This window comes from Sulfitobacter sp. S223 (assembly GCF_025143825.1).
Taxonomy (GTDB): domain Bacteria; phylum Pseudomonadota; class Alphaproteobacteria; order Rhodobacterales; family Rhodobacteraceae; genus Sulfitobacter.
Window position 1 is genome coordinate 3,008,015 of sequence record NZ_CP083560.1, and the last position, 23,739, is coordinate 3,031,753.

Consider the following 23,739-nt stretch of genomic DNA (forward strand, 5'->3'; position numbering starts at 1 on the left):
GCGCGGTGCTCGCGTGGTGTACCCTATGTGACAAACGATCTTTCCAAAGGAGAATTTCATGTCAGACTATGACGTCATCATCATCGGATCTGGCCCCGGCGGCTATGTTTCAGCCATCCGCTGCGCTCAGCTTGGCCTGAAAACAGCTTGCGTTGAAGGACGTGACACATTGGGGGGTACATGCCTGAACGTGGGCTGCATACCGTCCAAGGCGCTTCTACATGCCAGCCACATGCTGCATGAAGCGGAACACAACTTTGCCGAGATGGGCCTGAAGGGCAAAAGCCCGTCAGTCGATTGGCCACAGATGCAGAAGTACAAGCAATCCACCGTGGACACCAATACCAAGGGCATCGCCTTCTTGTTCAAGAAGAATAAGGTCGACTGGATCAAAGGATGGGCCAGCATTCCCGAAGCTGGTAAAGTCAAAGTTGGTGATGACGTCCACACTGCCAAGAACATCATCATCGCTTCAGGGTCAGAGCCTGCCACGCTCCCAGGTGTGGAAGTGGATGAAAGCGTAGTTGTTACATCGACCGGTGCGCTTGAGCTTGGCAAGGTGCCCAAAAAGCTTGTGGTGATCGGTGCCGGCGTTATCGGGCTTGAACTTGGGTCAGTTTATGCCCGCCTCGGATCAGAGGTCACCGTGGTCGAATATCTGGATCACGTCACCCCCGGCATGGACTCTGAAATAAGCCGTCAGTTTCAGAAGATGCTAGTGAAGCAGGGCATAACATTTGTTTTGGGGGCTGCCGTGCAAAAGACAGAGGCCACCAAATCAAAGGCCAAAGTCACTTATAAATTACGCAGCGACGATTCCGAACACGTGCTGGACGCCGATACCGTTCTGGTTTCCACAGGTCGGCGCCCCTATGTCGAAGGCCTTGGCCTTGATAACCTCGGGATCACCATGACCAAGCGCGGCCAGATCGCTGTGAATGACCATTGGGAAACTTCCGTAAAGGGCATCTATGCCCTTGGTGATGTCATCGAAGGTCCGATGCTTGCGCATAAGGCTGAGGACGAAGGCATGGCAGTCGCCGAGCAGATCGCCGGTAAGCACGGACATGTGAACTACTCTCTGATCCCGGGTGTGATCTATACCCATCCAGAAGTCGCAAATGTTGGCGAAACAGAAGAAACTCTCAAAGCCGCGGGTCGGGCCTATAAGGTCGGCAAGTTCAGCTTTATGGGCAACGCCCGTGCAAAGGCGAACTTCTCCGGTGATGGGTTTGTAAAGCTGCTTGCGGACAAAGAAACCGACCGCATTCTAGGCTGCCATATCATTGGCCCCTCTGCCGGAGAATTGATCCACGAAGTGTGCGTTGCGATGGAGTTCGGCGCCTCGGCGCAGGACCTTGCGATGACATGCCACGCCCACCCCACCTATTCAGAGGCGGTGCGTGAAGCAGCGCTTGCCTGTGGTGACGGCGCGATCCACATGTAAAACTGTCTGACGACAGCGGGCAGACCTTTATCAAAGGTCTGCCCTAATTTCTGTTTTGTCCTGCCGCATCAGTCTACAAAACGTAGAACCGCGCAGTGGACCACAAAATTTTCAGAATTCTAATTATTTGAGTATTGATGCGCGACGCCGGTTTCTTCCAGCAGCGCATCAGACGCTGTTTCAATCCGCTTTTCCAGCTCAGCCACAAATTCGTTTCGGCCCAGACCAGAAGCGATAGGTTCGAGAAACTCTACGACAGCAACACCGGGGCGGCGGTATAGTCCCCGCCGTGGCCAAAACACGCCTGCATTCGTCGCCACCGGATAACAAGGTTGTCCAAGCTGTTCGTACAGAACTGCAGTGCCGACTTTGTAAGGCATCTTTGTGCCCGGCGCAGACCGCGTGCCCTGCGGATAGATCACAAGCTGCCCCGGATCACGCAGGCCCGCTTTCACGTCTGCCAGCATCTTGGTAATCGCAGCACCTCTTTTGCCACGATCAACAAAGACAAATTGCATTTTCGTGACATATTGCCCGAGAAAGGGAGCATAGCGCAGTTGGCTTTTCATAATAAACTTAGACGCAGGCAGCGCGTTGTAGATCATCAGGATATCAAGGAATGACTGGTGTTTTGCAGCTACCAACGCTTCTATCGTGGGAACAGTGCCGCGCACTTCGCAGCGCAGGTTGATCATCCACTTTGCGGTCCAGATCACCCAGCGCGCATAAGCGCGGCATCCCGCATAGGCACCGCGTTTTGACACCATAGCCCAAGGCGCATAAAGCAGCCCGATCACCGGTAGCATGATAGTCGCCTGTGTCGAAAAGAGGATCGACCGGACCCATTGCAAAAGATTCATGACAGTCCTTCCAAAGTACGTCGCGCCGCCAGCCGGGTCGCGGCAAACGCTACGGCCGCAGCCAATGGCGGTATCAGCAATGGCACCAGCCAATGAACGCCCTGAAAACCTAATCCGGTAAGAAAGCTTGCAGTTTCATCGCCCCCGCGCGGCATAAACAGCACCGCAATCATTCCCAGCACCATACCAGCAGCCGCACCGATCAGCGCCCGCAGGGTAAAGCGGCGGATGAAAGCATGCGCGATGTAATCGTCCGTTGCACCAACCAGTCGAAGCACTGCAATCACTTGCGCGTTCGCCGCAAGGGCCGCGTTTGCTGCCAGCGTCACCATGGCCGCCGTCACAGCAGCAATCAGAATGATTGAGGCCCAGCCCAACAAGCGCAGACGCGAGGCCGCTTTGACAAGCGGCCCACGCCACCGGCTGTGATCATCCAGAACTGCGCCCGGCACCTCTGCTGCAAGCCGCAGGCGCAAACCCGCCGCGTCCATTCCGTCAGACGTTTCGATCACTTCGATCAAACGCGGCACAGGCAAGGCATCCAGTTGCAGCTCTGAACCAAACCATGGAGCCAATAGCGCGGCCTGCTCTTCATCGCTCAGCGCGCGGGCCTGCGCGACGCCTTTGGTGGTCTCAAGAATACGCAAAGCGGCATTTGTCTGGGCTTGCTGCTGTTCGTCTGGCGCCGCGATGCGGATCGTGGCAGAGCGTGCAAGCTCTTCGCCCCATTGGGTCGCGAGCCTACCTGCGGCCAAAGATAGGGCAAGCGCAAAGACCGCTAGAAACGCCATGGAGCCCGCGGCAAACAATGTCAGTTGCGCGGTAAAGCCCGATGGCGGCACAACGCGGTCAGCTTGTGCGTCCGAATGCATCAACCGCTTGAAGATAAACTGCATTTTATTCAAAGATCCGCCCCCGCCAATTGAATGCGGCGGTTCGCAATGCGCAAAACACGCGCCTGAACATGCGATTTAGTCGCACGGATCAGGCTCAAATCATGGGTAGCAACAAGCACTGTCTTACCCATCCGGTTCAGTTCGATCAACAAACGCAACAGGCGCTGTGACATATCCCAATCAACGTTCCCCGTTGGTTCATCTGCAAGCACAACATCCGGCGACATAATCACAGCACGCGCAAGGGCCGCGCGCTGGCGTTCACCTCCGGACAGCTCTGGCGGGGTTGCTGTGGCGCGTTCGGTCAGACCAACCCAATGCATCAGATCACTCAAATCTTCGCCCTGCGCCTCTGCGCTACGGCCCGATACATGAAGGGGAAGGGCGATGTTCTCGGCGACCGGAAGATGGTCAAGGAACTGGCAATCCTGATGCACAACGCCCACGCGGCGCCGCAACAATGCAACATCATCCCGCGTCAGCGTTCGCACATCCCGCTCGAACAGCCGCACGTGGCCCGCAGTCGGCAGAAGCGCACCGTAGCACAGCTTCATCAAAGTTGTCTTTCCCGAACCTGATGGCCCGGTGAGAAAATGAAAAGATCCGGGCGCTAGCTTAAGTGAGATGTCTGACAACAACTCCCCCCCACCATAGCTGTAGGCCACATTTTCCAGCTCGATCACGGCTCGCCCCTTTTGTTGGCCTGTTGTGCCTGAGCATCGCTTGGGTTTCAATCCATGCGGATATACCAAACGGGCTAGATTGCACTTTTCGCGCCATGTCTTAACTCTTATGGTAGTGTCATTGAGTGGTAAACGGGTCAAAGACCGAATTTTCGGGGCGTTAGATGAGACTTATCTGTCCAAATTGCGATGCACAGTACGAAGTGCCGGATGAGGTTCTGCCCGCAGCAGGCCGCGATGTGCAGTGCTCGAACTGTGGTCAGACATGGTTTCAGCACCACCCTGACAACACGCCCGACGATGATGCGGACCCGCAAGATTTGCCTACTCCCGATGAGGAAGTCGCACCACCGCCACCGCCTCCTCCTCCTCCCGCGCCATCAGCCCCCGAGCGTAAGAAGCTTGACCCTGCCGTCGCTGATATTTTGCGCCAAGAGGCCGAAGCAGAACAAGCAGCACGCCTGTCAAGCCGAACGGCCAGCCTTGAAAGCCAGCCTGATTTGGGCATGGACCTTGAGCATCAAGAACCGCAAGAGGCGTCCGAGCGCCGCGCAAATGAGGCGCGTGACCGTATGGCGCGCTTGCGGGGGCAAGAGCAATTCGATGATCAGAGCTCAGATATGGAGCCAGTAGCCGCAGCACTGGGTTCTCGGCGGGACCTGCTTCCTGATATTGAAGAAATCAATTCTACGCTACGGTCGACCAGTGCCCGTACAGGCGTCGGCGCAGCCGATGTAGGCCCTGAAATCGAAGCTCCGACGCACCAGCGTGCGCGCCGCGGCTTTCGGGTCGGGTTCCTGACAGTGCTTACGATTTTCATTGTTCTTGGGGTGCTCTATGTCATTGCGCCCCGTTTGGCTGAATCTGTACCCGCATTGAAGGACCTGTTGAACAGCTATGTTTTCATGGTGGATCAGTTGCGCGTATGGCTCGATAACGGACTTAAAAGCGCACTTAAATCGCTTGATTCAGTCGCGCAGGACAGCGCTAACTAACGCCGCCCTATCCGCTTTAAAACCGGTCCAACAAACGGTTGAGATAATCGCGTTCAACCTCGGGACGGGCTGTTTCACCTGAGCGACGCCGAATTTCGTCAATCAGTTCGCGTGCGCGGCTTTGCGCATCCGCGTTAAGATCCGCGTCGTTGTCGCTGCCGGTTGCGCCATTACTGCCTTGGCTACGCCCCAGAGGATCGCGGTTTTCTGCGCGCCGGTCCCCTTCCTGAGTGCCCTGTCCCGGCTGCTGGCTGCGCTGTTCTTCTGCCAATGCTTCACCAAGCGACCGCATGCTATCGCGCAACGCTTCCATCGCTTGAGACTGATTGTCGATCGCCTCGGCAAGGTCTCCATCCCGCAGACTTTGCTCGGCGTCATCCATAGCGCGTCCTGCACGGTCCAGCGCATCCCGAGCGGCATCTCCTTCGGGTGTACCCTGACCGGGCATGCGGCCTTCCTGACGGCTCAACTCATCACGCAATTGCTGCTGACGTTCGGCAAGGGTTTGTTCCTGCCCTTGGGCCTGCCCCTCACCCGGACGCTGTTCACCGCCGCCGCCCTGTTCACCGCTTTGCTGATCTTGCTGGCTGTCGCCTTGGCCCTCTTGGCCCTCATGACTTTCACCGCGCCCTTGGCCACCATTGCGGCCTTCGTTACCCTGATTTTCACCCGTTTGGGCATTCGGGTTGAACTGTTCTTGCAGATCGCGGAACGCCTGATCGCTCAGACCCTGCTGTTCACGTAGCGTTTCGGCAAGGCCTTCCATGGCTTGTTCGCCCGGTGATTGACCACCTTCGCCTTGCTGGCCTTGCGTGACCTGCATGTTTTCCATCATTTCCTGCAGCTCGCGCAGGGCTTGCTCCGCTTCGGCCATGCGGCCTTGTTCCATCAGCTCTTGGATGCGGTCCATCATGCGTTGCAGGTCATCCTGCGTCATCTGCATAGACTCGCCCTGCTGCTGTTGGCCTTGCTGTTGCTCACCATCCTGACGCTCGGCCTGCTCGCGCTGCAACTGCTGCATGAAATCTTCAGTAGCACGACGCAGCTCTTGCATCAGCTCGGCAATTTCCTCTTCAGAGGCGCCGTTTTTCATTGCTTCGTTCAGGCGCTCTTGTGCGCGGCGCATCCGCTCACGGGCATCTTCCAGATCGCCCTCTTCCAGCTCCAGCGCCAAATCCCACATGTCTTGCGCCAGCTTGTTGCGGTTTTCCTCTTCAAGGCCAAAACGTGCAAAGGTCTCAATGCGTCCAATCAGCTTTCGCAGGCGAAGTGCAGTTGTCTCCGAGCGAAAAGCGTCTTTCGGGAGGTAGCTTACAGCACGCAAGACTTGCGCAGTGCGCAACGCATTGCGGCGGCTCCATAGTATGTCACGACGCATCTCGATGACAGCCGCAGCGGTTGGATCGAAGAACCGCCGCCCTGGCAGGATCATCTGCATAGGTGCTGTTTGCGCTTGCTGTTCTGCTGCATCCAAGGCTGTCATCACCACTGTAACCGGCAAATTAGCCCAAGGGTGCTCAGAGAAATCATCAATCAGATTTTCCTCAAAGGCCACCCGATCGCCTGCGATAGGCATAGGCAGCGGAATGGTGATTTCCGGTCGCGCGTCCGGTTCAACCACCAGACCATAGCGGCGATCCACCGCAGCAAGCTCCAGCATGATCCGCGCTTCTCCTGCCTCTACGCCGTAATCATCTTTTGCGGCAAAGGGCAGACGCATCTCACCAAGTGCGGCAACCTCCGGTGCGCCAAGGATCACAATTTCCGGTGCTTGGTCAGCGCGGACCGTGACATCCCAGCTGCGCGCGCCCGGTCCGTCAATCGCGATGCTACCGCTCCGGTTCACTTTGAAATCGAATGCCATTTGCGGTGGCGCTTCGGGATCAACACCCGATGGTACGCCAGAAACGCCTTCTGTTACTGTCAGCGCGCCGACTTCGCCGTAAAGGCGCATAGAAATCAGCGTTCCGACGGGAAGCTCCAACGCTCCCTCAGCAAGATCATTCAAATACAGCGTTGGTTTGCCGGTGTAGCGCGGTGGCTCTGCCCAGCCTTCCCAGACGGGGCCGGACGCCAACGCCGTGCTGCCGCCGATTGCCATTTGCGACACTGTCCCGACACGCCACACCGATCCGAACAATAGAGCCATACCAAAAGCAAGCACCGCAACATAGCGCAATGCATAGGGGTCACTGGACGATACGCGCAAATCACCGGGTACCGCTTTAGCAGCTGCCGCACGCTCAGCCATTCTGCGTTTGTGCGCGCGCCAGACAGCAGCAGACGCGTCATCACCGCCACCAATCGCCTGATCGTCCAGAAGTGCCGTTAGCGGACGCCCCTTCATACTGCGATCAAGGCGAACCATCGCATCAGCATCAGAGGGCCAAGACCAGCGACGCAGCGCATAAACAAGTGCCCAAATAGCCGCAGCTACCGTGAGACCCAGCGCAATCCATACTCCCTCAAGCAGGACTATTTCGTGCAGGCCCAGCATCGCGGCAGCGAGTGCAAGCAAAATCACCGTCATCAATGGCCACAGACTGCGAACGACAACTTCCGCCCGCATCCCGAGACGCGTCAACCAAAGCGGGCGGCGCAATCCATCAACAGTTTGCTTCAGATCTTCTGGAGTGAACTGGACCATATAAACCTCTCGGGTAGGCTGTCAGGTCGCGGGATGCGCCTCAAGCCATTCAGGGATGGTATCCCGATTTATCATTTCGTCAAAGGTAGGGCGTGGGCGGATAACTGCAAATTGATCCCCATGGACCAGAACTTCGGGGATAAGTGCCCGCGAATTATACTCTGACGCCATAACAGCGCCGTAAGCACCAGCACTTCGGAAAGCCACAAGGTCACCTGCTGCCAAGGGCGCCATGTCGCGCTGTTTGGCAAATGTGTCACCGGATTCGCAAACAGGACCGACGATGTCATAGGGCTGTTTTACGATACCGGCTGCAGGTTCGACCACTGGTACGATGTCATGATGCGCATCATACATTGCTGGGCGGATCAGATCGTTCATCGCACCGTCAAGGATCAGAAAGTCGCGCCCTTCGCCTGACTTCACATAAATGACCTTACTGACCATCAGACCAGCGTTGCCGGCAATTAGGCGCCCTGGCTCAATCTCGATCTCGCAGTCAAGGTGGCCCAGCGTCCGCTCAACCATTGCGCCATAGTCGCTCGGCAGTGGCGGCGCTTCGTTGCTGGCGTAGTAGGGAATGCCCAAACCGCCTCCAAGGTCCAACCGCATGATCGTATGACCGTCACTGCGCAGCTGTTTGGTCAATTCCGCAACTTTTTGATAGGCCAGCTCGAACGGGGCCAGATCAGTAAGCTGTGAGCCGATGTGCACGTCGATGCCAATGACCTGCAAGCCCGGCATCGATGCCGCCATGGTATAAACCTCGCGCGCGCGCGCGATCGGGATGCCGAATTTGTTCTCGGACTTACCCGTTGCGATTTTCGCATGGGTTTTGGCGTCTACGTCAGGGTTTACGCGCACCGTAATCGGCGCAACTTTACCCAGTTCAAGCGCTACAGCATTCAAAACTTCCATCTCGGGCTCGCTCTCGACATTGAACTGTCGGATGCCACCCTCCAACGCCACGCGGATTTCTTCTGCGGTTTTGCCCACGCCCGAAAAGACGATACGGTCGCCCGGCACGCCAGCCGCTTTCGCGCGCAGATATTCACCCTGGCTGACGACATCCATACCGGCACCGGCCTGCGCCAGCGTACGCAATACCGCCTGATTGGAGTTCGCTTTCATTGCGTAGCACACAAGATGATCCATGCCTGACAATGCTTCGTCAAAAGCACGGTAATGGCGTAGCAATGTCGCGGTGGAGTAGACGTAGAACGGCGTCCCGACGGCTGCCGCGATCTCGGCGACAGGGACATCTTCGGCAAAAAGTGCGCCGTCGCGATAGAGGAAGTGATCCATAGTTATTTTGCCTTATAGACGTGGTGTCTGCCCTAACGGACAGGCGCAGAACGCAGAAACAGATACAGTGGCAAACCGCAGCTTACCCCGATACAAAAAGTTGCGGGAATTGCAATCAAAGCGCCCCAGTTGCGGCGTGTTGCGACTTCGACAATGATCCAGAATGTCAGTGCCACGGCAGCGATTGTCAGGTCCCAGACCAAGCCGCTTGAGGCGGCGTTGGCGTGCCATGCGTCGACCATCGCCATGATGTCCCAGCCGTTTTTCTGGAACCATTGGACGAAATAATACATCGGGTGGATTGCACCCCAAATGGCCAGCGCCAGATATATCATTCTGGAGAAGGACATCAGAACCTCCGCCTTGCGCCGACATTGGCATAGCCCGACACGTGTACGCCCGGCGTTGTAACCGTTGGCTGCTGATGTGGCGAAACTTCACGCGGCACATTTTTCAGCGTTGGACCGCAAGCCGTCAACACCAGCAAGACAAATGCAGCCGCGACCTTCAAAGTCCCAATCCAACCCGCAGTGGGCCCTTGGTCAGCCCGACATTGGCCCCCAGCCCCACGCCTGAGGAAGACAGCGACACATCCACACCGCCGGACGGTTGGACCGGTTCTCCATCTACACCACAGGCAGCAACCAGCAACGTCGCCAGAGCCATCAGTTTTCTCATCCCAGCACTTCCTTCCAGCGTGCGATCTGCGCGCGCACCTGCGCAGGCGCGGTTCCACCATAAGACATGCGTGAGTTTACCGAATTTTCCACACCAAGCACGGAGAATACGTCTTGCGTGATCCCGTCATAGGCGGATTTCATCTGCTCCAGTGTCAAATCGGGCAGATCGCAGCCCTGTGCCTCGGCCATAGCTACCAGCGATCCGGTGATATGGTGCGCATCGCGGAATGGCAGGCCCAGCACTCGGACCAGCCAATCGGCAAGATCGGTCGCTGTTGAAAAACCGCTGCCCGCTGCGGCGGCCAGATTGTCACGGTTTCCGGTCATATCACGCACCATCCCCTCCATCGCAGCAAGCGCAAGCATGAGGTTGTCGGCCGCATCAAAGACCTGCTCTTTGTCTTCTTGCATGTCTTTGGAATATGCCAGCGGCAAGCCCTTCATCACCATCATCAGCGCCACATTCGCCCCGAAAATCCGCCCGATCTTGGCGCGGATCAGCTCTGCCGCATCAGGGTTCTTCTTCTGTGGCATGATGCTGGAACCGGTAGAGAAACGGTCAGACAGGGTCACAAAGCGGAACTGCGCGGAGGACCAGATGACCAGCTCTTCGGCGAACCGGCTTAGGTGCATGGCGCAAATGCTCGCCGCACCAAGGAATTCCAGCGCGAAATCACGATCACTCACTGCATCAAGACTGTTGGCTGAAGGCCGGTCAAAGCCCAAAGCTTGTGCCGTCATCTCGCGGTCAATCGGAAAGGACGTGCCTGCAAGTGCGGCCGCACCAAGCGGGCTTTCATTCATCCGCGCCCGCGCATCCCGCATACGGCTCAGGTCACGGCCAAACATCTCGACGTAGGCCATCATATGATGGCCCCATGTCACCGGCTGCGCGGTCTGCAAATGCGTAAAGCCCGGCATCACCCAATCCGCACCAGCCTCTGCCTGCACAAGCAAAGCGCGAATAAGCGCGAGCAATGAGGCCTCGGCCGCATCGAACTGGTCGCGCACCCAAAGTTTAAAATCGGTTGCCACCTGATCATTGCGCGACCGTCCGGTGTGCAATCGTCCCGCAGGCTCTCCGATTACTTCCTTCAGGCGTGCTTCTACATTCATGTGAATGTCTTCCAGTGCGGTAGAATACTCGAAACTTCCGCCCTCGATTTCTGACAAGACCGTGAGCAGGCCTTCCCGTATCGCGTCCGCATCGCTATCCTTAATGATGCCTTGGGCAGCCAACATGGCTGCGTGGGCACGAGACCCGGCAATATCCTGGGCAGCCATACGCTTGTCAAAGCTGATAGAGGCATTAATTGCCTCCATGATCGCGTCCGGACCAGCAGCAAAACGGCCGCCCCACATTTTGTTCGAAGTCTTGTCAGTCATTTGCCTATTCCCCGGAGGGACCCATGAAGAAACTGTTGCTTGCCCTCGTCTATACGGCCCTGACAACAGGTGCAAACCCTGCGCTGGCTGCCGATGCCGATATCATCTTGCCGCTGCTCGAAGGCGACCTGAAAAAGCTGGTGGTTCATGAAGCACCCAAGGCTACGTCCTCTGCCCCCTTTGAGCTGGCTGATGAGAGAGGGCGTGCGTCCTTGGAGGACTACCGTGGAAAATATGTACTAGTAAACTTCTGGGCGACATGGTGCGCACCCTGCCGCAAAGAAATGCCACATCTCTCAGAGTTACAAAGTGAATTTGGCGGTGAACACTTTGAGGTGCTGACCATCGCAACGGGGCGCAATTCTCCGCAAGGTATCATAAAGTTCTTCAAGGAGGTCGGGATTAGCAATCTGCCCCGCCATCAGGATCCAAAGCAAGCGCTGGCAAGCCAAATGGGTATTTTCGGCCTACCAATTACGGTCCTGATTGATCCCGCGGGCAAAGAGATCGCCCGTCTGCGCGGCGACGCCGACTGGGCCAGCGACAGCGCGAAAAATGTCATCAAGACATTGATTGCAGCGCATACAAAAAGCTAACCGCAGGAATTTCCCAACGAATTCCAGCCTCATTTTTATGCGAAAGATTTTTGACCACGCAGCCGAAAGCCTAGGCTGCGTGGTTGAGAATTGCCGCTTCCGAAGCTGACAGCGTGCGGCGCGCAAAGCTGCCATAGGTGTGAGGATCAAATTCCAGCTCTGGATAGGATGACAGCAAACGCGTCCTGTCATTTTCCGCAAGGGCGGCGAGTGCCGCCGAGGCCGGATGAAAGCTCTCTGTTTCCAGACCGTTGGCCCAGACAATTTGATGCTGATCCAGAAGAACGTGAATATACGTGATCTCGCGCACCTGCGTATCAACCGTAATTGTCTTTCCATTGATCAGGTCTTTTGCTGTCACCAAAACTTCGGACGTGTTGAAAAGGTTCAGCGCAGCCGCCCCTTTTATCAGCATTCTATGCTCAGGCGAGACAAGCAAATCGGCATCAGGTTGATCCAACCCAAGCGCCCCACCCGCAATCCTGATCGGCCGCAGTTTGGGCATCGCAAACAGACGTGCACCCGTCATGCGGCGCTTACCGATCCACCGCAACGGCTGCAAACCATTGTCTTTCGTTTGAACCAGATCACCCTCACGCAGGTCTTCGATCAGCCGTGCGCCGTCACCGGTCTGGATGCGTGTGCCCGGGGTGAAACAAATTACGCCGCTTTGCTGCGGGCCAACATCTGTCGCCCGCGTTGTGCCCAACGTATGATGAACAATCCACAGATCACAGTTGCGCGGCGGCATTTCATTGAGGAACATCAGCAGCGGCTGACTGCCACCGCCGACCTCAATCAGCGTCACGCTATAGCTTTTGCCGCCGTCGGTAACGACAAAACTGTTGTCCATAAGAGGAGAGTTTTCATCCCACTTCGCCGACGAATGGCCGCTGGTATCGCGTTCAAGCGCTGCACCGACAAGACGGTGCACCATACGTGCCGCGCGTTTACGTAAGTTCTCTGCCCCGTCCGCCTCGTCAAGCCGCAAAACATCCGATGGCCCGTCAACACGCACAGCGTCCCCACGCCATGCCCAAGCGGCACCTACGCTCAATGACTGCACGGGTGCAGCATCAAGACCATCAATTTCCGTTTGCGACCAGGAGATGACGAACGTGCCTTTAAAGCCCGTTCCCATTTACTGCTTCGCCTGCCTCATTATTTTTTTATTAAACAAGCGTTAACAAAACACAGGCGTTCTGGAAAGAGAGAATCATGGTTTCAATATGAGTGTTGCGTATTGACCCGCTCAGAAGCTCAGGTCGATTCGGATCGAGCCAATAAGCTGACCTTCTTTTTGTGATTCGAATTCTTCGCCCAAATAGGTCACACCGTAAAATGCCGCAGCCCTGTAACCTTGCCAATGCAGGCCAGCGCGTAACCTGTCACGGCTGTCGGTCAATTCATACCCGCGATCTTCAGGCAAATAGATGCTATCGCTGACTTGCGCGATGTCTGCCCCCAAAAGAAACGTAAAGCCAGTCACTGCATCATCTGTAATTACGCGGTAGCGATGTCCTGTCACGCTTTCACGCACGAGCAGCTCTCCTGTCCCCACGGTCCCGAAGGTAAAGTCGACGCCAGCGCGCACCAGTGTTTCGGCACCCGCGCGCCCCTCAAGAAACGGGCGCATTTGGACGCCGGGCGCAAGCGACAAGGTGCGGCCCAACTCCCCGACCAATGTCGGATGCACACCGCCTTGGATTTGCTGGTCCAATGTATCACTGGATGGTTTCCGCACGCCTAGAATCTTGTGAACCGCACGCTGAAAGCTACCAAGGCCTGTGCCAGATCCCGTCATCACCAGATCGGCACCCAAAGCTGTCTCAAGACCCTGCCACTGAAAATGCGTGTGCGCGCCAATTGACAATGCGCCTGCATAAGGCCGGTCACCTGCGGAGGGTTTAGCGAGGTTGTCAGGCGCGATTATTTCGGACGACAAACGCAGTTCGATCAAATCGCCAAATGTGCTCGGTGCCTGACCGTCCCAGCCAGTTCCCCAAACCTTGGACAGCGTCCACGAACCAGTGCGCCAGCGGTCTTTTCCATCGCCAAAGTAATCATTGCTCAGCAGACGTCCGAAGCCAAGGCTTTGGCGCTCAGCAGCATCTGCCACAGGGGCACTCATCAAAAGTGATACTGCGAACGCAATCGCTGCGCCGGCCACGTGTCTAACCATTGGACAATCCTGTCAAAACCGCCCCCACAGCGGCCCTCTTGATAGACTTGTTGAACGGTTCGAGCCAAGGGCCGACTTGTCCGCCTATTCCATCTAAAGCTGATTGCGGCATTGTTACAACGCTTTGCCTCTGGAAACCCGAACAACAGTCATGCTTACTGGCGACGAGGGAGCCACTGCCATGAATATTCTGTTCATCATGTACGACCAATTGCGGTTCGATTACCTAAGTTGTGCTGGCCATCCCCACCTGCACACGCCGAACTTTGATCGCGTCGCGGCTATGGGCGTCAGGTTTACCAACGCGTATGTGCAATCACCGATCTGTGGTGCCAGTCGCATGTGTTTTTACACGGGGCGCTATGCCTCAAGCCATGGAGCGCAATGGAACGGCTTTCCCCTGCGCGTCGGGGAACAGACATTGGGCGATCACTTGCGGAAGGCGGGTATGGATTGCTGGCTGTTGGGTAAAACCCACATGAAAGCAGATGTCGAAGGCATGGAACGCCTGGGGCTCTCACCCGACAGCACTATCGGGGCACGGCAAGCTGAATGTGGCTTTGATGCATGGGTGCGTGATGACGGGCTTTGGGGTCAGGGGCCGGATGGCTATTACGATGAGAAACGTTCTCCCTATAACGAGTACCTGAAATCCAAAGGCTATGATGGTGAGAATCCTTGGGCTGATTATGCCAATGCCGGTGTCTCGGATGCGCAGATCGCCTCGGGCTGGATGTTCCGCAATGCAGACAGGCCGGCGAACATTCGTGAGGAAGACAGCGAAACACCTTGGCTGACCAGCCAGACCCTTGAGTTTATGGCGCAAGCCAAAGAGCCATGGTGCGCTCACGTTAGCTTTATCAAACCCCACTGGCCCTACATTGTGCCTGCCCCATACCACGCAATGTACGGCCCTGATCAAATCCCGCAGGCCTGTCGCCATCCGGCAGAGCAGGAAGACCCCCATCCGGTCTTTGGCGCATATATGGAGAATAAAATCGCGCAAGCTTTCCAGCGCGATGAAGTGCGCGAAAAGGTCATCCCGGCCTATATGGGGCTGATAAAGCAGTGCGATGACCAATTGGGGCGCCTGCTGGACCATCTGGAGACGACAGACACTCTCAAAGATACGATGATTGTGCTGACCTCTGATCACGGCGATTATCTGGGCGATCACTGGCTGGGTGAAAAAGACCTGTTTCACGAGCAGTCAGTCAAAGTGCCGATGATTATTTATGACCCGCGTACCCCTGCCAATGCGACACGCGGCACCACCTGCGACGCGCTGGTAGAAAGCCTTGATCTGGCGGCGACGTTTGTCGATGCGGCGGGCGGGAAAGTGCCAGATCACATCATCGAAGGGCGTTCATTGCTGCCATGGCTGCGCGGAGAACAGCCTGAGTGGCGCGCGTTTGTGATCTCCGAATATGATTATTCAGCCACGCCGCAATGCGTGAAACTGGGGCTAGAACCGCGCGAGGCGCGATTATTCATGGTGTTTGACGGTCGCTACAAACTGATGCACGCCGAGGGTGGCTTCCGCCCGATGCTGTTTGACCTGACAGAAGACCCTGATGAATTTTTTGACCTTGCCAAAGGCGACAGCCACAAGGCGGAAATTGATCGCCTGTACGCGTTGCTTGCGCAGTGGGGCCGACGATTGTCACAGCGGGTGACCAGATCCGAAGATGACATCAAGGCGATGCGCGGCGCATCTGGGCGGAAAGGCATTCTGCCCTTTCTCTATGACGGCAGCGAAGTGCCCGAAGAACTGACGATCAAGTATGTCGGCCCTGCCCGCCAGAACCATAGTCCGGACACAGATAGCTAGCTCTTTGCGTTCAACGCTTGCAAATCTTCAAGCAGATCAAGAAGCTTCTCGAATTTGTCCTCACCGTACTGCGCGCGCAGTTGCTCAACCAGCAGGGCCGCTCTTTCTCCGTGACACTCCAGCACCTTGCGCCCCGCGGCCTCGATCGTGACAATGCTGCGGCGACGGTCACTCTGGTCAGCGCGCCGTGAGATCAACCCGTCTTCTTCCATCACCTGCAAGATGCGCGTGAGGCTAGGCAACAGCAGGCATGCCTGCTGGGCGATGGTGTTTTGATCCGCTGGTCCGCCGTCATCAAGAACACGTAGCACCCGCCACTTCTGTTCATTCACGGGGCTGTCGGCCAACATTTCGCGCAGAGGCCCCATAACAGCCTCGCGCGCACGTAAAAGAGCGATCGGAAGGGACCGGTTCGTGCGGCGCAAAGGGCTGGATCTTTTGTCTGGCGTCATAATCTAACTATGAGCCATCATGCCGCTTCCGGCACAACAGTTAAATTGGACGCATCGCCGGATTCCAAGCGAAAGAACGGTAGTTTCCATGCACACGAGGGCAGTATTAACGGTACCTATCGTGGCAAGGCAGCAGCCTGACGCGCGCGTTCTTCGATCTCATCCCATTTGCCTGCGTTGACCAGATCAGAAGGCGCAATCCAGCTACCCCCGGCACAGACCACGTTGGGCAGCGCAAGATATTCAGGCGCGTTCTGTAGCGTGACACCACCTGTCGGGCAGAACGAAATACCTGGCAAAGGTCCGCCCAGACCTTTGAGCGCTTTAACGCCCCCAGCCCCCTCGGCCGGGAAGAACTTCAACACCTCAAATCCACGCGCCTGTAACGTCATGGCTTCGGTTGCTGTGGCGGCACCGGGCAGCAACGGCAGCCCAGCCTCAAGGCAGGCGTCAATCAATGCGGCCGGAGCCCCCGGGCTTACCCCGAATGTGGCGCCTGCGGCTTTCGCTGCGGCCACGTCTTCGGCAGTAACAAGGGTGCCAGCACCCACACGCGCGCCTTTTACGCTGGCCATTGCGGTCATCACGTCCAAGGCGGCATCTGTTCGAAGAGTGACTTCGAGCACGGGCAAACCGCCCCGCACCAGTGCTTCGGCAAGTGGGATAGCATGCGCAACATCCTCAACTACCAGTACCGGTATGATCGGCGCCAAACCGGCAAGTTCACGAATATAAGCAGTGTCATTCTTCATAGTTCAGTTCCCGAAAACAGAGGCGCCGGTATCTGCGGTGCCGACGGCATTGCGGAACGGTGCGAAAAGTTCGCGCCCCGTACCGTAGTGATTGTGGCTCATGTCGGCAGTCACAGCCGCGCGGTCCAGAACGCCGTCGGTGAGGATTTCAAGCGTGCCAGCAGCGGCATCCAAGCGCAAGATATCGCCGTCGTTCAGGTAGGCAATCGGCCCACCGTCCAGCGCTTCGGGACTTACGTGAATGGCAGCAGGTACTTTTCCTGATGCACCGGACATGCGGCCATCGGTAACCAGCGCGACCTTGTAACCGCGCCCCTGCAAAATACCTAAAAGCGGCGTGAGGCTGTGAAGCTCTGGCATCCCATTGGCCTTCGGCCCCTGAAAACGCACAACAACGATGACGTCACCGGTGAATTCGCCCGCTTTGAACGCCGCTTTCACCTCATCCTGATCATGAAAGACCCGAACAGGCGCTTCGATCACGTGGTGCGCAGGGTCAACAGCAGAAATCTTGATCACACTGGTGCCAAGGGTGCCCGAAAGACGCTTAAGCCCACCTGATGTGGCAAAAGGCTCGGACGTGGGGCGCAGAATTCCTTTATTGAGGCTCTCGGCAGTGCCGTCGCGCCACGCAAGCGCGCTGCCGTCCATGAACGGTTCTTGTGTGTAGTGATGCAGCCCATTGCCCGCGACTGTTTTGGTGTCAGGATGCAGTAGCCCTGCCTCAAGCAGCTGCCCGATCATATAGCCAAGCCCGCCTGCTGCATGAAAATGATTCACATCAGCCAGACCATTTGGATAGACCCGCGCCAAAAGCGGCACGATGTCTGAAACGTCCGAGAAATCCTGCCAATCGAGGATGATACCGCCTGCCCGCGCCATCGCGATAAGGTGGATCAGCAAATTTGTGGAACCGCCCGTGGCCATCAGGCCGACCATCCCGTTTACAAAGGCCTTTTCCGTCAGAATGTCACAAACGGGCGTGTAGTTTTCACCTAGATCACCCATCGATAAGGCGCGGTGCGCGGCCTCAACCGTCAGCGCATCGCGAATTTGCTCGCCCGGGTTAATGAAGCTGGAGGCAGGCAGGTGCAGGCCCATAAATTCCATCAGCATCTGGTTGGTGTTGGCTGTGCCGTAGAATGTGCACGTGCCTGGCCCGTGGTAGGCCGCCATTTCTGCCGCCATCAGTGCATCGCGACCAACCTCACCCGCCGCGAATTGCTGGCGAACCTTTGCCTTTTCATCATTCTGCAAACCACTGGTCATCGGGCCTGCGGGAATGAACACTGCAGGAAGGTGGCCGAAAACCTGTGCGCCGATCACAAGGCCCGGCACGATCTTGTCACAGACACCAAGGAACACGGCCGCATCAAAAGTATTGTGGCTCAGCGCCACGCCAGCCGCCATTGCAATCACATCGCGTGAGAACAGGCTTAACTCCATGCCAGCCTCGCCTTGGGTCACCCCATCGCACATGGCCGGAACGCCGCCTGCGACCTGCGCAGTGCCACCCTTCGCCCGCACCGCATCGCGGATCAACTTGGGATACTTCTCATACGGCTGGTGCGCGGAGAGCATGTCATTATAGGCTGTGACAATCCCCAGATTACCGCCCTGCCCCGAGGCAAGCTTTCCCTGATCGGGGCCGGCTGCGGCAAAAGCATGCGCCTGTCCACTACATGAGAGATGGCTCCGCGACGGCCCCTGACGGCGCGCCGCCTGCATCCGCGCAAGATAGGCCTCGCGACTTTGGGCGCTGCGGGCAACGATACGATCGGTGATCTTGGTCAATTCGGCATTCAGGCTCACGATGATATTCTCCCGAGATCAAAATTAAGTTAGCGCTAACATATCCAAATTCATCAAAAATGAAAGCCAAAAAATCTCTATGAATATGCGGCATCATAGAGCGGATGTAACACCGCCTATCTTATCAGGTTTGCGCGTATTTCGATAGACGTTTGCGTCAGCCGCCGCCTTTCGTGCGCTTCATCGCATCAGCCAAGGCTGATCCGAAAGCGCCCTGACTTTCAGACCGCGCTGGTTTCGCGCTAGCGGATTTTGGCGTTCGGGTTTGTTTGGGCTTCTGCGGCGCATCGCTTCGCGGAGAAGAAGCGGCGCCCCCATCCTTGCGCATGCTCAACCCGATCCGCTTGCGCGGCACATCAACTTCGGTAACCCGGACACGCACAACATCGCCGGCCTTCACAACTTCATGCGGATCTTTGACAAACCGGTCAGCTAACTGGCTGACATGGACAAGCCCGTCCTGATGCACGCCAACGTCCACGAATGCGCCGAAAGCCGCCACATTGGTGACAGTCCCTTCCAGCGACATTCCCGGTTTAAGGTCGGTGATGCTGTCGATCCCTTCCGCGAATGTAGCAGTCTTGAACGTCGGGCGCGGGTCCCGACCTGGCTTTTCAAGTTCTGCCAGAATATCGCGCACTGTCGGCAAGCCAAAGCTTTTATCAACGAATTGCTCAGCACGCAGACCTGACAACGCGCTACTATCCCCCATGATTGCGCGGATATCCCGACCGCAAGCCTGCACAATTTTCCGCGCCACACCATAAGCTTCGGGATGCACCGAGGAGGCATCCAAGGGTTCGGTCCCGTTATTGATCCGCAAAAAGCCCGCGCATTGCTCATAGGCTTTGGGGCCAAGACCCGCCACTTTGAGCAGCGCCTTGCGGCTCGCGAATGGGCCATTGATATCGCGGTGCGAAACTACAGCCTGTGCAAGCGATGGCCCAAGGCCCGCGATATGCGACAACAGCGGCGCCGAGGCCATGTTCAGATCAACGCCAACCGCGTTCACTGCATCCTCGACAACAGCCGCAAGGGACTGCGCAAGACGGCGCTGGTCCACGTCATGCTGATACTGGCCCACGCCAATCGCCTGCGGCTCGATCTTGACCAGTTCGGCCAACGGATCCTGCAAACGTCGCGCAATCGAAACTGCACCGCGCAAGGACACGTCAATGTCAGGAAATTCCTGCGAGGCAAGCTCGGACGCCGAATAGACAGATGCGCCAGCTTCCGAGACGATGACAGGCGTGGGACGCTGCGTGCCTGCGGGTAGCCTCTTGATGACATCTGCAACCAACCGCTCGGATTCACGACTGGCTGTACCGTTGCCAATGGCGATCAGCGCAATGCCATGCCGGTGGATCATCTGGTTGAGAGTTTCTTCGGCGCCGCGCAGATCATTCTTGGGCTGGAACGGATATATCGTCGCGGTATCAAGCAGCTTTCCTGTCTCATCCACAACGGCAATCTTGCATCCCGTGCGGATGCCGGGATCTAGACCCAAGGTGGCCCGCGCCCCTGCAGGTGCGGCCAACAGCAAATCGCGCAAATTCCGCGCAAAGACATCAATCGCCGCATCATGGGCGCGTCGACGAAGATCAGTCATCAGATCCATGAACATCGAAAGGCTGAGTTTAACGCTCCACGCCCAAACCGCGACCCCCTGCAGCCAGACATCGCCAGCGCCCTGCCCCGCGATACCAATTTCGGACCCGATGATGGCGTGGACGCGCGGCAAACCGGCCTCTGGTTCAGGTGCGATGTTCACGGTCACGATCTCTTCTTTCGCCGCACGTAGAATCGCCAAAGCGCGATGTGACGGGATCGCGGACCACTTTTCACTGTGATCGAAATAGTCCGAGAATTTCGCCCCAATCTCTTCTTTGCCAGCGGTCACACGCGCGGTAATCAGTGCCTCTTGCTGCATGAATTCCCGCAGACGACCCAGCAGTGCTGCGTTTTCACCCAGTTCCTCTACCAGAATATCGCGCGCGCCATTCAACGCCTCTTTGGTGGTGGGCACCGCTTCGCCAAGATAGCTTTCGGCCAGCGTGACAGGGTCGGCGTTGCGGTTTTCCATAATGGCGCGCAACAGTGCTTCCAGTCCATTTTCACGGGCGATCATTGCTTTCGTGCGACGCTTTGGCTTGAACGGCAGGTATAGGTCTTCGAGAACGGATTTCGTATCAGCGGCCGCGATTGAACGCGCCAGCGCATCTGTCAGTTTACCTTGCGAGGTGATCTCACCCAGAATACTCGCACGTCGTTTTTCCAGATCACGCAGATATTCCAGCCGCTCTGCCAGTTTGCGCAATTGGGTATCATCAAGCCCTCCTGTCGCTTCTTTGCGGTAACGCGCGACAAATGGCACTGTATCCCCACCATCAAGAAGGGAAACCGTGGCATTCACCTGCTCCACCCGCGCGCCGATGTCTTCGGCTATGGTTCGGGCAATACGGTCTGTAGCAAGGGTCATGGCTATCTCCTGAGGCGGGATCGGAGGACCGTGATAGCGCCCCTTTTTGAGGTCGCCAAGCCCTGCCGAACAGCTTCGTCATAAAGAGTTCGGAGCCCCCTTTGTGTCCGCCTGTCGCGCAGCGGGCATTCGTTGCGGCTAATTTGACGTCGATGTATCTCTGCGCCCTTGACCTTCCCCTTACTGGAACCCTTATCTTTGCTTCATAAAAGACAATGGAGGCTCAAAATGAGCATCGAAGATTCCCTTAGCTTTCATGTAAGCAACATGAGCTGCGCATCCTGTGTAGGGCGGGTAGAGAAATCGCTGCTGGCTGTGCAAGGAGTGCAAGATGCGCAAGTGAACCTTGCCAATGAGACTGTTCGCGTTAGTGGAAACGAGGACCTTCACGCCCAAGCAATCGAGGCTGCACTGAAAGAGGCCGGCTATCCAGCGCGGGCGGACACCTTCCGCTTCTCCGTAGAAAACATGTCTTGTGCCTCCTGCGTCGGCAGGGTCGAACGCGCATTGACGGCTGTACCGGGCGTTATCTCGGCCTCGGTCAATCTTGCCAGCGAAGAAGCCACAGTCAAGGCATTGGGAACCACGTCTTCGACCATCGCAGCTGCCGCAACCTCGGCAGGGTACCGCGCAACACTGATCACCGATCAGACCGATGCAACGAACACGGAAGACCGCAAGGCCGCTGAGGCAGCCCACCTATGGCACATGATGCTTTTGGCAACGGTGCTCACTCTGCCGGTATTCATTCTGGAAATGGGTAGCCATGCGGTGCCCGCGATCCATCATTGGGTGATGAACACGCTTGGCATGGCAACCAGTTGGACCATCCAGTTCGTGCTCACCACCATTGTTCTTCTTTGGCCAGGTCGACAGTTTTATCTCAAAGGCATACCCGCGTTATTAAAACGCGCGCCAGACATGAACTCGCTTGTCGCGTTGGGGTCAGGTGCGGCTTGGGCATTTTCGACAGTTGCGTTGTTTGCCCCATCCCTGCTGCCCGCCGGCACACGGGTTGTCTATTTTGAAGCGGCCGCCGTGATTGTCACGCTGATCCTTTTGGGCCGTTATCTGGAAGCCCGCGCAAAGGGGCGCACGGGTCAGGCGATTGCAAAACTGATAGGCTTGCGCGCGAAAACCGCGCTGGTTGAACGTGATGCTCAACCCGTTGAAACACCGGTGGATCAGATCATGCAGGGGGATGTGATCCACCTGCGTCCCGGTGAAAAGATTGCGGTCGACGGGATCGTCCTGCGTGGCACGTCTTATGTCGATGAAAGCATGATCACCGGAGAGCCTGTCCCAGTTGAAAAAGGCCCCGACGCAGAGGTGGTAGGTGGTACCCTCAACGGTACCGGCGCGCTGGTGTTTCGCGCAACCAAAGTCGGGGATGATACGACACTGGCCCAAATCATCCGCATGGTAGAAGACGCGCAGGGTGCCAAGCTGCCGATTCAGGATCTTGTGAACAGAATTACGTTATGGTTCGTACCCGCAGTCATGGCTATCGCAGTTTTGACCTTTGCGGCATGGCTGGCGCTTGGACCAGATCCGGCGTTGGGCCGTGCACTGGTGGCAGCCGTGGCAGTTTTGATCATCGCATGTCCATGCGCAATGGGTCTGGCCACGCCTACATCCATCATGGTCGGCACAGGCCGCGCGGCTGAATTGGGCGTGTTATTCCGGCGCGGAGATGCCTTGCAGGGTTTGAGCGGTGTTACGACCGTGGCTTTTGACAAGACCGGCACGCTGACCGAAGGGCGGCCAGAGCTGACCGATTTCATCGTTTCGAAGGGTTTTGATCGCGCAGAGGTCCTCCGGTTGGTCGGCTCGGTTGAGGCTATGTCAGAGCATCCCATCGCAACCGCCATCGCGCGGGCTGCGCAAAATGACGGGCAGTCACTTGCACAAGGGACGGAGTTTGCCTCGCTGACCGGCTACGGTGTCAGCGCTGTGGTCGAGGGACGCAAGGTTCTTGTCGGGGCGGACCGTTTGATGATCCGCGAAGGCGTGGCGATAGATACCGCACATTCAAACGGCGAGGATTTGGGCAAGAAGGGCAAGACACCGCTTTATGCCGCGATTGACGGGCGGTTGGCCGCCGTCATTGCCGTATCGGATCCGATCAAGTCTGGCACGGCAGATGCTATCGCAACCCTGCACCAACTCGGGTTGAACGTGGCGATGATCACTGGCGACAACAAAGGCACCGCGCAGGCTATCGCGAGACAGCTCGGGATTGATGCTATCGTGACAGAAGTCTTGCCTGAAGGCAAAGTAGATGCGATCGCGCAGTTGAAATCCGGTGACCGAAAGGTTGCCTTTGTCGGTGACGGGATCAATGACGCACCGGCCCTGGCGCACGCAGATGTGGGCATCGCGATCGGCACCGGCACAGACATCGCCATCGAGGCTGCAGATGTCGTGCTGATGTCAGGCGATCTGGGCGGCGTCGCGCGGGCGCTGCATCTTAGTCAAAGCACAATGCGCAATATCCGCCAGAACCTGTTCTGGGCATTCGGGTATAATGCGTTGCTGATCCCCGTCGCGGCTGGCCTGTTCTATCCGCTGTTCGGCTGGATGCTATCGCCCGCTCTGGCGGCAGGCGCCATGGCATTATCGAGCGTGTTTGTTGTCTCCAATGCGCTGCGCCTACGCTGGGTAGCAGCGCCAAGTCGGCACAGCCCAAGCGCCCCCCGCGCGCTAACACCCGCCCCAGCCGAATAGGAAGCCGCA

The 23,739-nt window shown here is 57.1% G+C and carries 19 protein-coding genes; 5 read left to right on the forward strand and 14 right to left on the reverse strand.

Annotated features, from left to right (window positions below):
• The first annotated feature begins 58 nt into the window (after window positions 1-58).
• The gene (gene lpdA, locus K3757_RS14405; protein WP_259996496.1) at window positions 59-1,447 is read left to right on the forward strand and encodes a dihydrolipoyl dehydrogenase; all 1,389 of its coding nucleotides are present in this window, start codon (window positions 59-61) and stop codon (window positions 1,445-1,447) included.
• A gap of 119 nt (window positions 1,448-1,566) precedes the next feature.
• Here the strand turns inward: lpdA and K3757_RS14410 are convergent, their stop codons facing one another.
• From K3757_RS14410 to K3757_RS14420, 3 genes are read right to left on the reverse strand one after another with little or no spacing between them, the layout of a single operon-like run.
• Window positions 1,567-2,307 (reverse strand): 1-acyl-sn-glycerol-3-phosphate acyltransferase, encoded by a 741-nt coding sequence (locus K3757_RS14410; RefSeq protein ID WP_259996497.1) that lies wholly within the window; start codon window positions 2,305-2,307, stop codon window positions 1,567-1,569.
• A complete protein-coding gene (locus tag K3757_RS14415) occupies window positions 2,304-3,203 on the reverse strand; it encodes an ABC transporter permease (protein ID WP_260001284.1) in 900 nt (299 codons plus the stop codon). The genes K3757_RS14410 and K3757_RS14415 overlap by 4 nt, the downstream gene beginning before the upstream one ends.
• 5 nt (window positions 3,204-3,208) lie before the next feature.
• Complete coding sequence (locus K3757_RS14420) at window positions 3,209-3,886, reverse strand: cell division ATP-binding protein FtsE (RefSeq protein WP_259996498.1); 678 nt, start codon at window positions 3,884-3,886, stop codon at window positions 3,209-3,211.
• Window positions 3,887-4,050: 164 nt separating this feature from the next.
• Here K3757_RS14420 and K3757_RS14425 point away from each other — a divergent pair, with 164 nt between their 5' ends.
• Window positions 4,051-4,881 (forward strand): zinc-ribbon domain-containing protein, encoded by an 831-nt coding sequence (locus tag K3757_RS14425; RefSeq protein WP_259996499.1) that lies wholly within the window; start codon window positions 4,051-4,053, stop codon window positions 4,879-4,881.
• 16 nt (window positions 4,882-4,897) lie between these two features.
• Here the strand turns inward: K3757_RS14425 and K3757_RS14430 are convergent, their stop codons facing one another.
• The 5 genes from K3757_RS14430 to argH all read right to left on the reverse strand — a co-directional run bounded on the left by K3757_RS14430 (window position 4,898) and on the right by argH (window position 10,899).
• A complete protein-coding gene (locus tag K3757_RS14430; protein WP_259996500.1) occupies window positions 4,898-7,528 on the reverse strand; it encodes a TIGR02302 family protein in 2,631 nt (876 codons plus the stop codon).
• Window positions 7,529-7,549: 21 nt separating this feature from the next.
• Window positions 7,550-8,833 carry a diaminopimelate decarboxylase gene (gene lysA / locus K3757_RS14435; RefSeq protein WP_259996501.1) on the reverse strand — a complete coding sequence of 428 codons (1,284 nt, stop codon included), beginning with the start codon at window positions 8,831-8,833 and terminating at the stop codon, window positions 7,550-7,552.
• Between the two features lie 32 nt (window positions 8,834-8,865).
• Window positions 8,866-9,183: a DUF2834 domain-containing protein gene (locus K3757_RS14440; RefSeq protein ID WP_259996503.1), complete on the reverse strand. Its 318-nt coding sequence runs from the start codon at window positions 9,181-9,183 to the stop codon at window positions 8,866-8,868.
• 157 nt (window positions 9,184-9,340) lie between these two features.
• Entirely contained in the window at window positions 9,341-9,511 is a 171-nt protein-coding gene (locus K3757_RS14445; RefSeq protein WP_259996505.1) for a hypothetical protein, read from the reverse strand.
• On the reverse strand, window positions 9,508-10,899 hold the full coding sequence (gene argH / locus K3757_RS14450; RefSeq protein WP_259996506.1) for an argininosuccinate lyase: 1,392 nt from the start codon (window positions 10,897-10,899) through the stop codon (window positions 9,508-9,510). The genes K3757_RS14445 and argH overlap by 4 nt, the downstream gene beginning before the upstream one ends.
• 23 nt (window positions 10,900-10,922) lie before the next feature.
• Between argH and K3757_RS14455 the strand changes: the two genes are divergently transcribed.
• Window positions 10,923-11,495, forward strand: coding sequence for a TlpA disulfide reductase family protein (locus tag K3757_RS14455; protein ID WP_259996508.1), 573 nt, complete (start codon window positions 10,923-10,925; stop codon window positions 11,493-11,495).
• A gap of 70 nt (window positions 11,496-11,565) precedes the next feature.
• Here K3757_RS14455 and K3757_RS14460 read toward each other — a convergent pair whose 3' ends face one another.
• Window positions 11,566-12,636, reverse strand: coding sequence for a Hint domain-containing protein (locus tag K3757_RS14460; RefSeq protein ID WP_259996510.1), 1,071 nt, complete (start codon window positions 12,634-12,636; stop codon window positions 11,566-11,568).
• A 111-nt stretch (window positions 12,637-12,747) separates the two neighbouring features.
• Window positions 12,748-13,677, reverse strand: a complete 930-nt coding sequence (locus K3757_RS14465) for a lipid A deacylase LpxR family protein (RefSeq protein WP_259996512.1) — start codon at window positions 13,675-13,677, stop codon at window positions 12,748-12,750.
• Between the two features lie 181 nt (window positions 13,678-13,858).
• Here K3757_RS14465 and K3757_RS14470 point away from each other — a divergent pair, with 181 nt between their 5' ends.
• Window positions 13,859-15,508, forward strand: coding sequence for a sulfatase-like hydrolase/transferase (locus tag K3757_RS14470; protein ID WP_259996522.1), 1,650 nt, complete (start codon window positions 13,859-13,861; stop codon window positions 15,506-15,508).
• Here the strand turns inward: K3757_RS14470 and hpaR are convergent.
• The 4 genes from hpaR to K3757_RS14490 all read right to left on the reverse strand — a co-directional run bounded on the left by hpaR (window position 15,505) and on the right by K3757_RS14490 (window position 21,003).
• Window positions 15,505-15,933 carry a homoprotocatechuate degradation operon regulator HpaR gene (gene hpaR / locus K3757_RS14475; RefSeq protein ID WP_311201737.1) on the reverse strand — a complete coding sequence of 143 codons (429 nt, stop codon included), beginning with the start codon at window positions 15,931-15,933 and terminating at the stop codon, window positions 15,505-15,507. The two genes, K3757_RS14470 and hpaR, sit on opposite strands and share 4 nt — an antisense overlap.
• Before the next feature lie 143 nt (window positions 15,934-16,076).
• Window positions 16,077-16,712 (reverse strand): bifunctional 4-hydroxy-2-oxoglutarate aldolase/2-dehydro-3-deoxy-phosphogluconate aldolase, encoded by a 636-nt coding sequence (gene eda / locus K3757_RS14480; RefSeq protein WP_259996524.1) that lies wholly within the window; start codon window positions 16,710-16,712, stop codon window positions 16,077-16,079.
• A gap of 3 nt (window positions 16,713-16,715) precedes the next feature.
• Complete coding sequence (gene edd / locus K3757_RS14485) at window positions 16,716-18,524, reverse strand: phosphogluconate dehydratase (protein ID WP_259996525.1); 1,809 nt, start codon at window positions 18,522-18,524, stop codon at window positions 16,716-16,718.
• A gap of 157 nt (window positions 18,525-18,681) precedes the next feature.
• Entirely contained in the window at window positions 18,682-21,003 is a 2,322-nt protein-coding gene (locus tag K3757_RS14490; protein WP_259996526.1) for a Tex family protein, read from the reverse strand.
• Between the two features lie 228 nt (window positions 21,004-21,231).
• Here K3757_RS14490 and K3757_RS14495 point away from each other — a divergent pair, with 228 nt between their 5' ends.
• The gene (locus K3757_RS14495) at window positions 21,232-23,730 is read left to right on the forward strand and encodes a heavy metal translocating P-type ATPase (protein ID WP_259996527.1); all 2,499 of its coding nucleotides are present in this window, start codon (window positions 21,232-21,234) and stop codon (window positions 23,728-23,730) included.
• The last annotated feature ends 9 nt before the right edge of the window (window positions 23,731-23,739 follow it).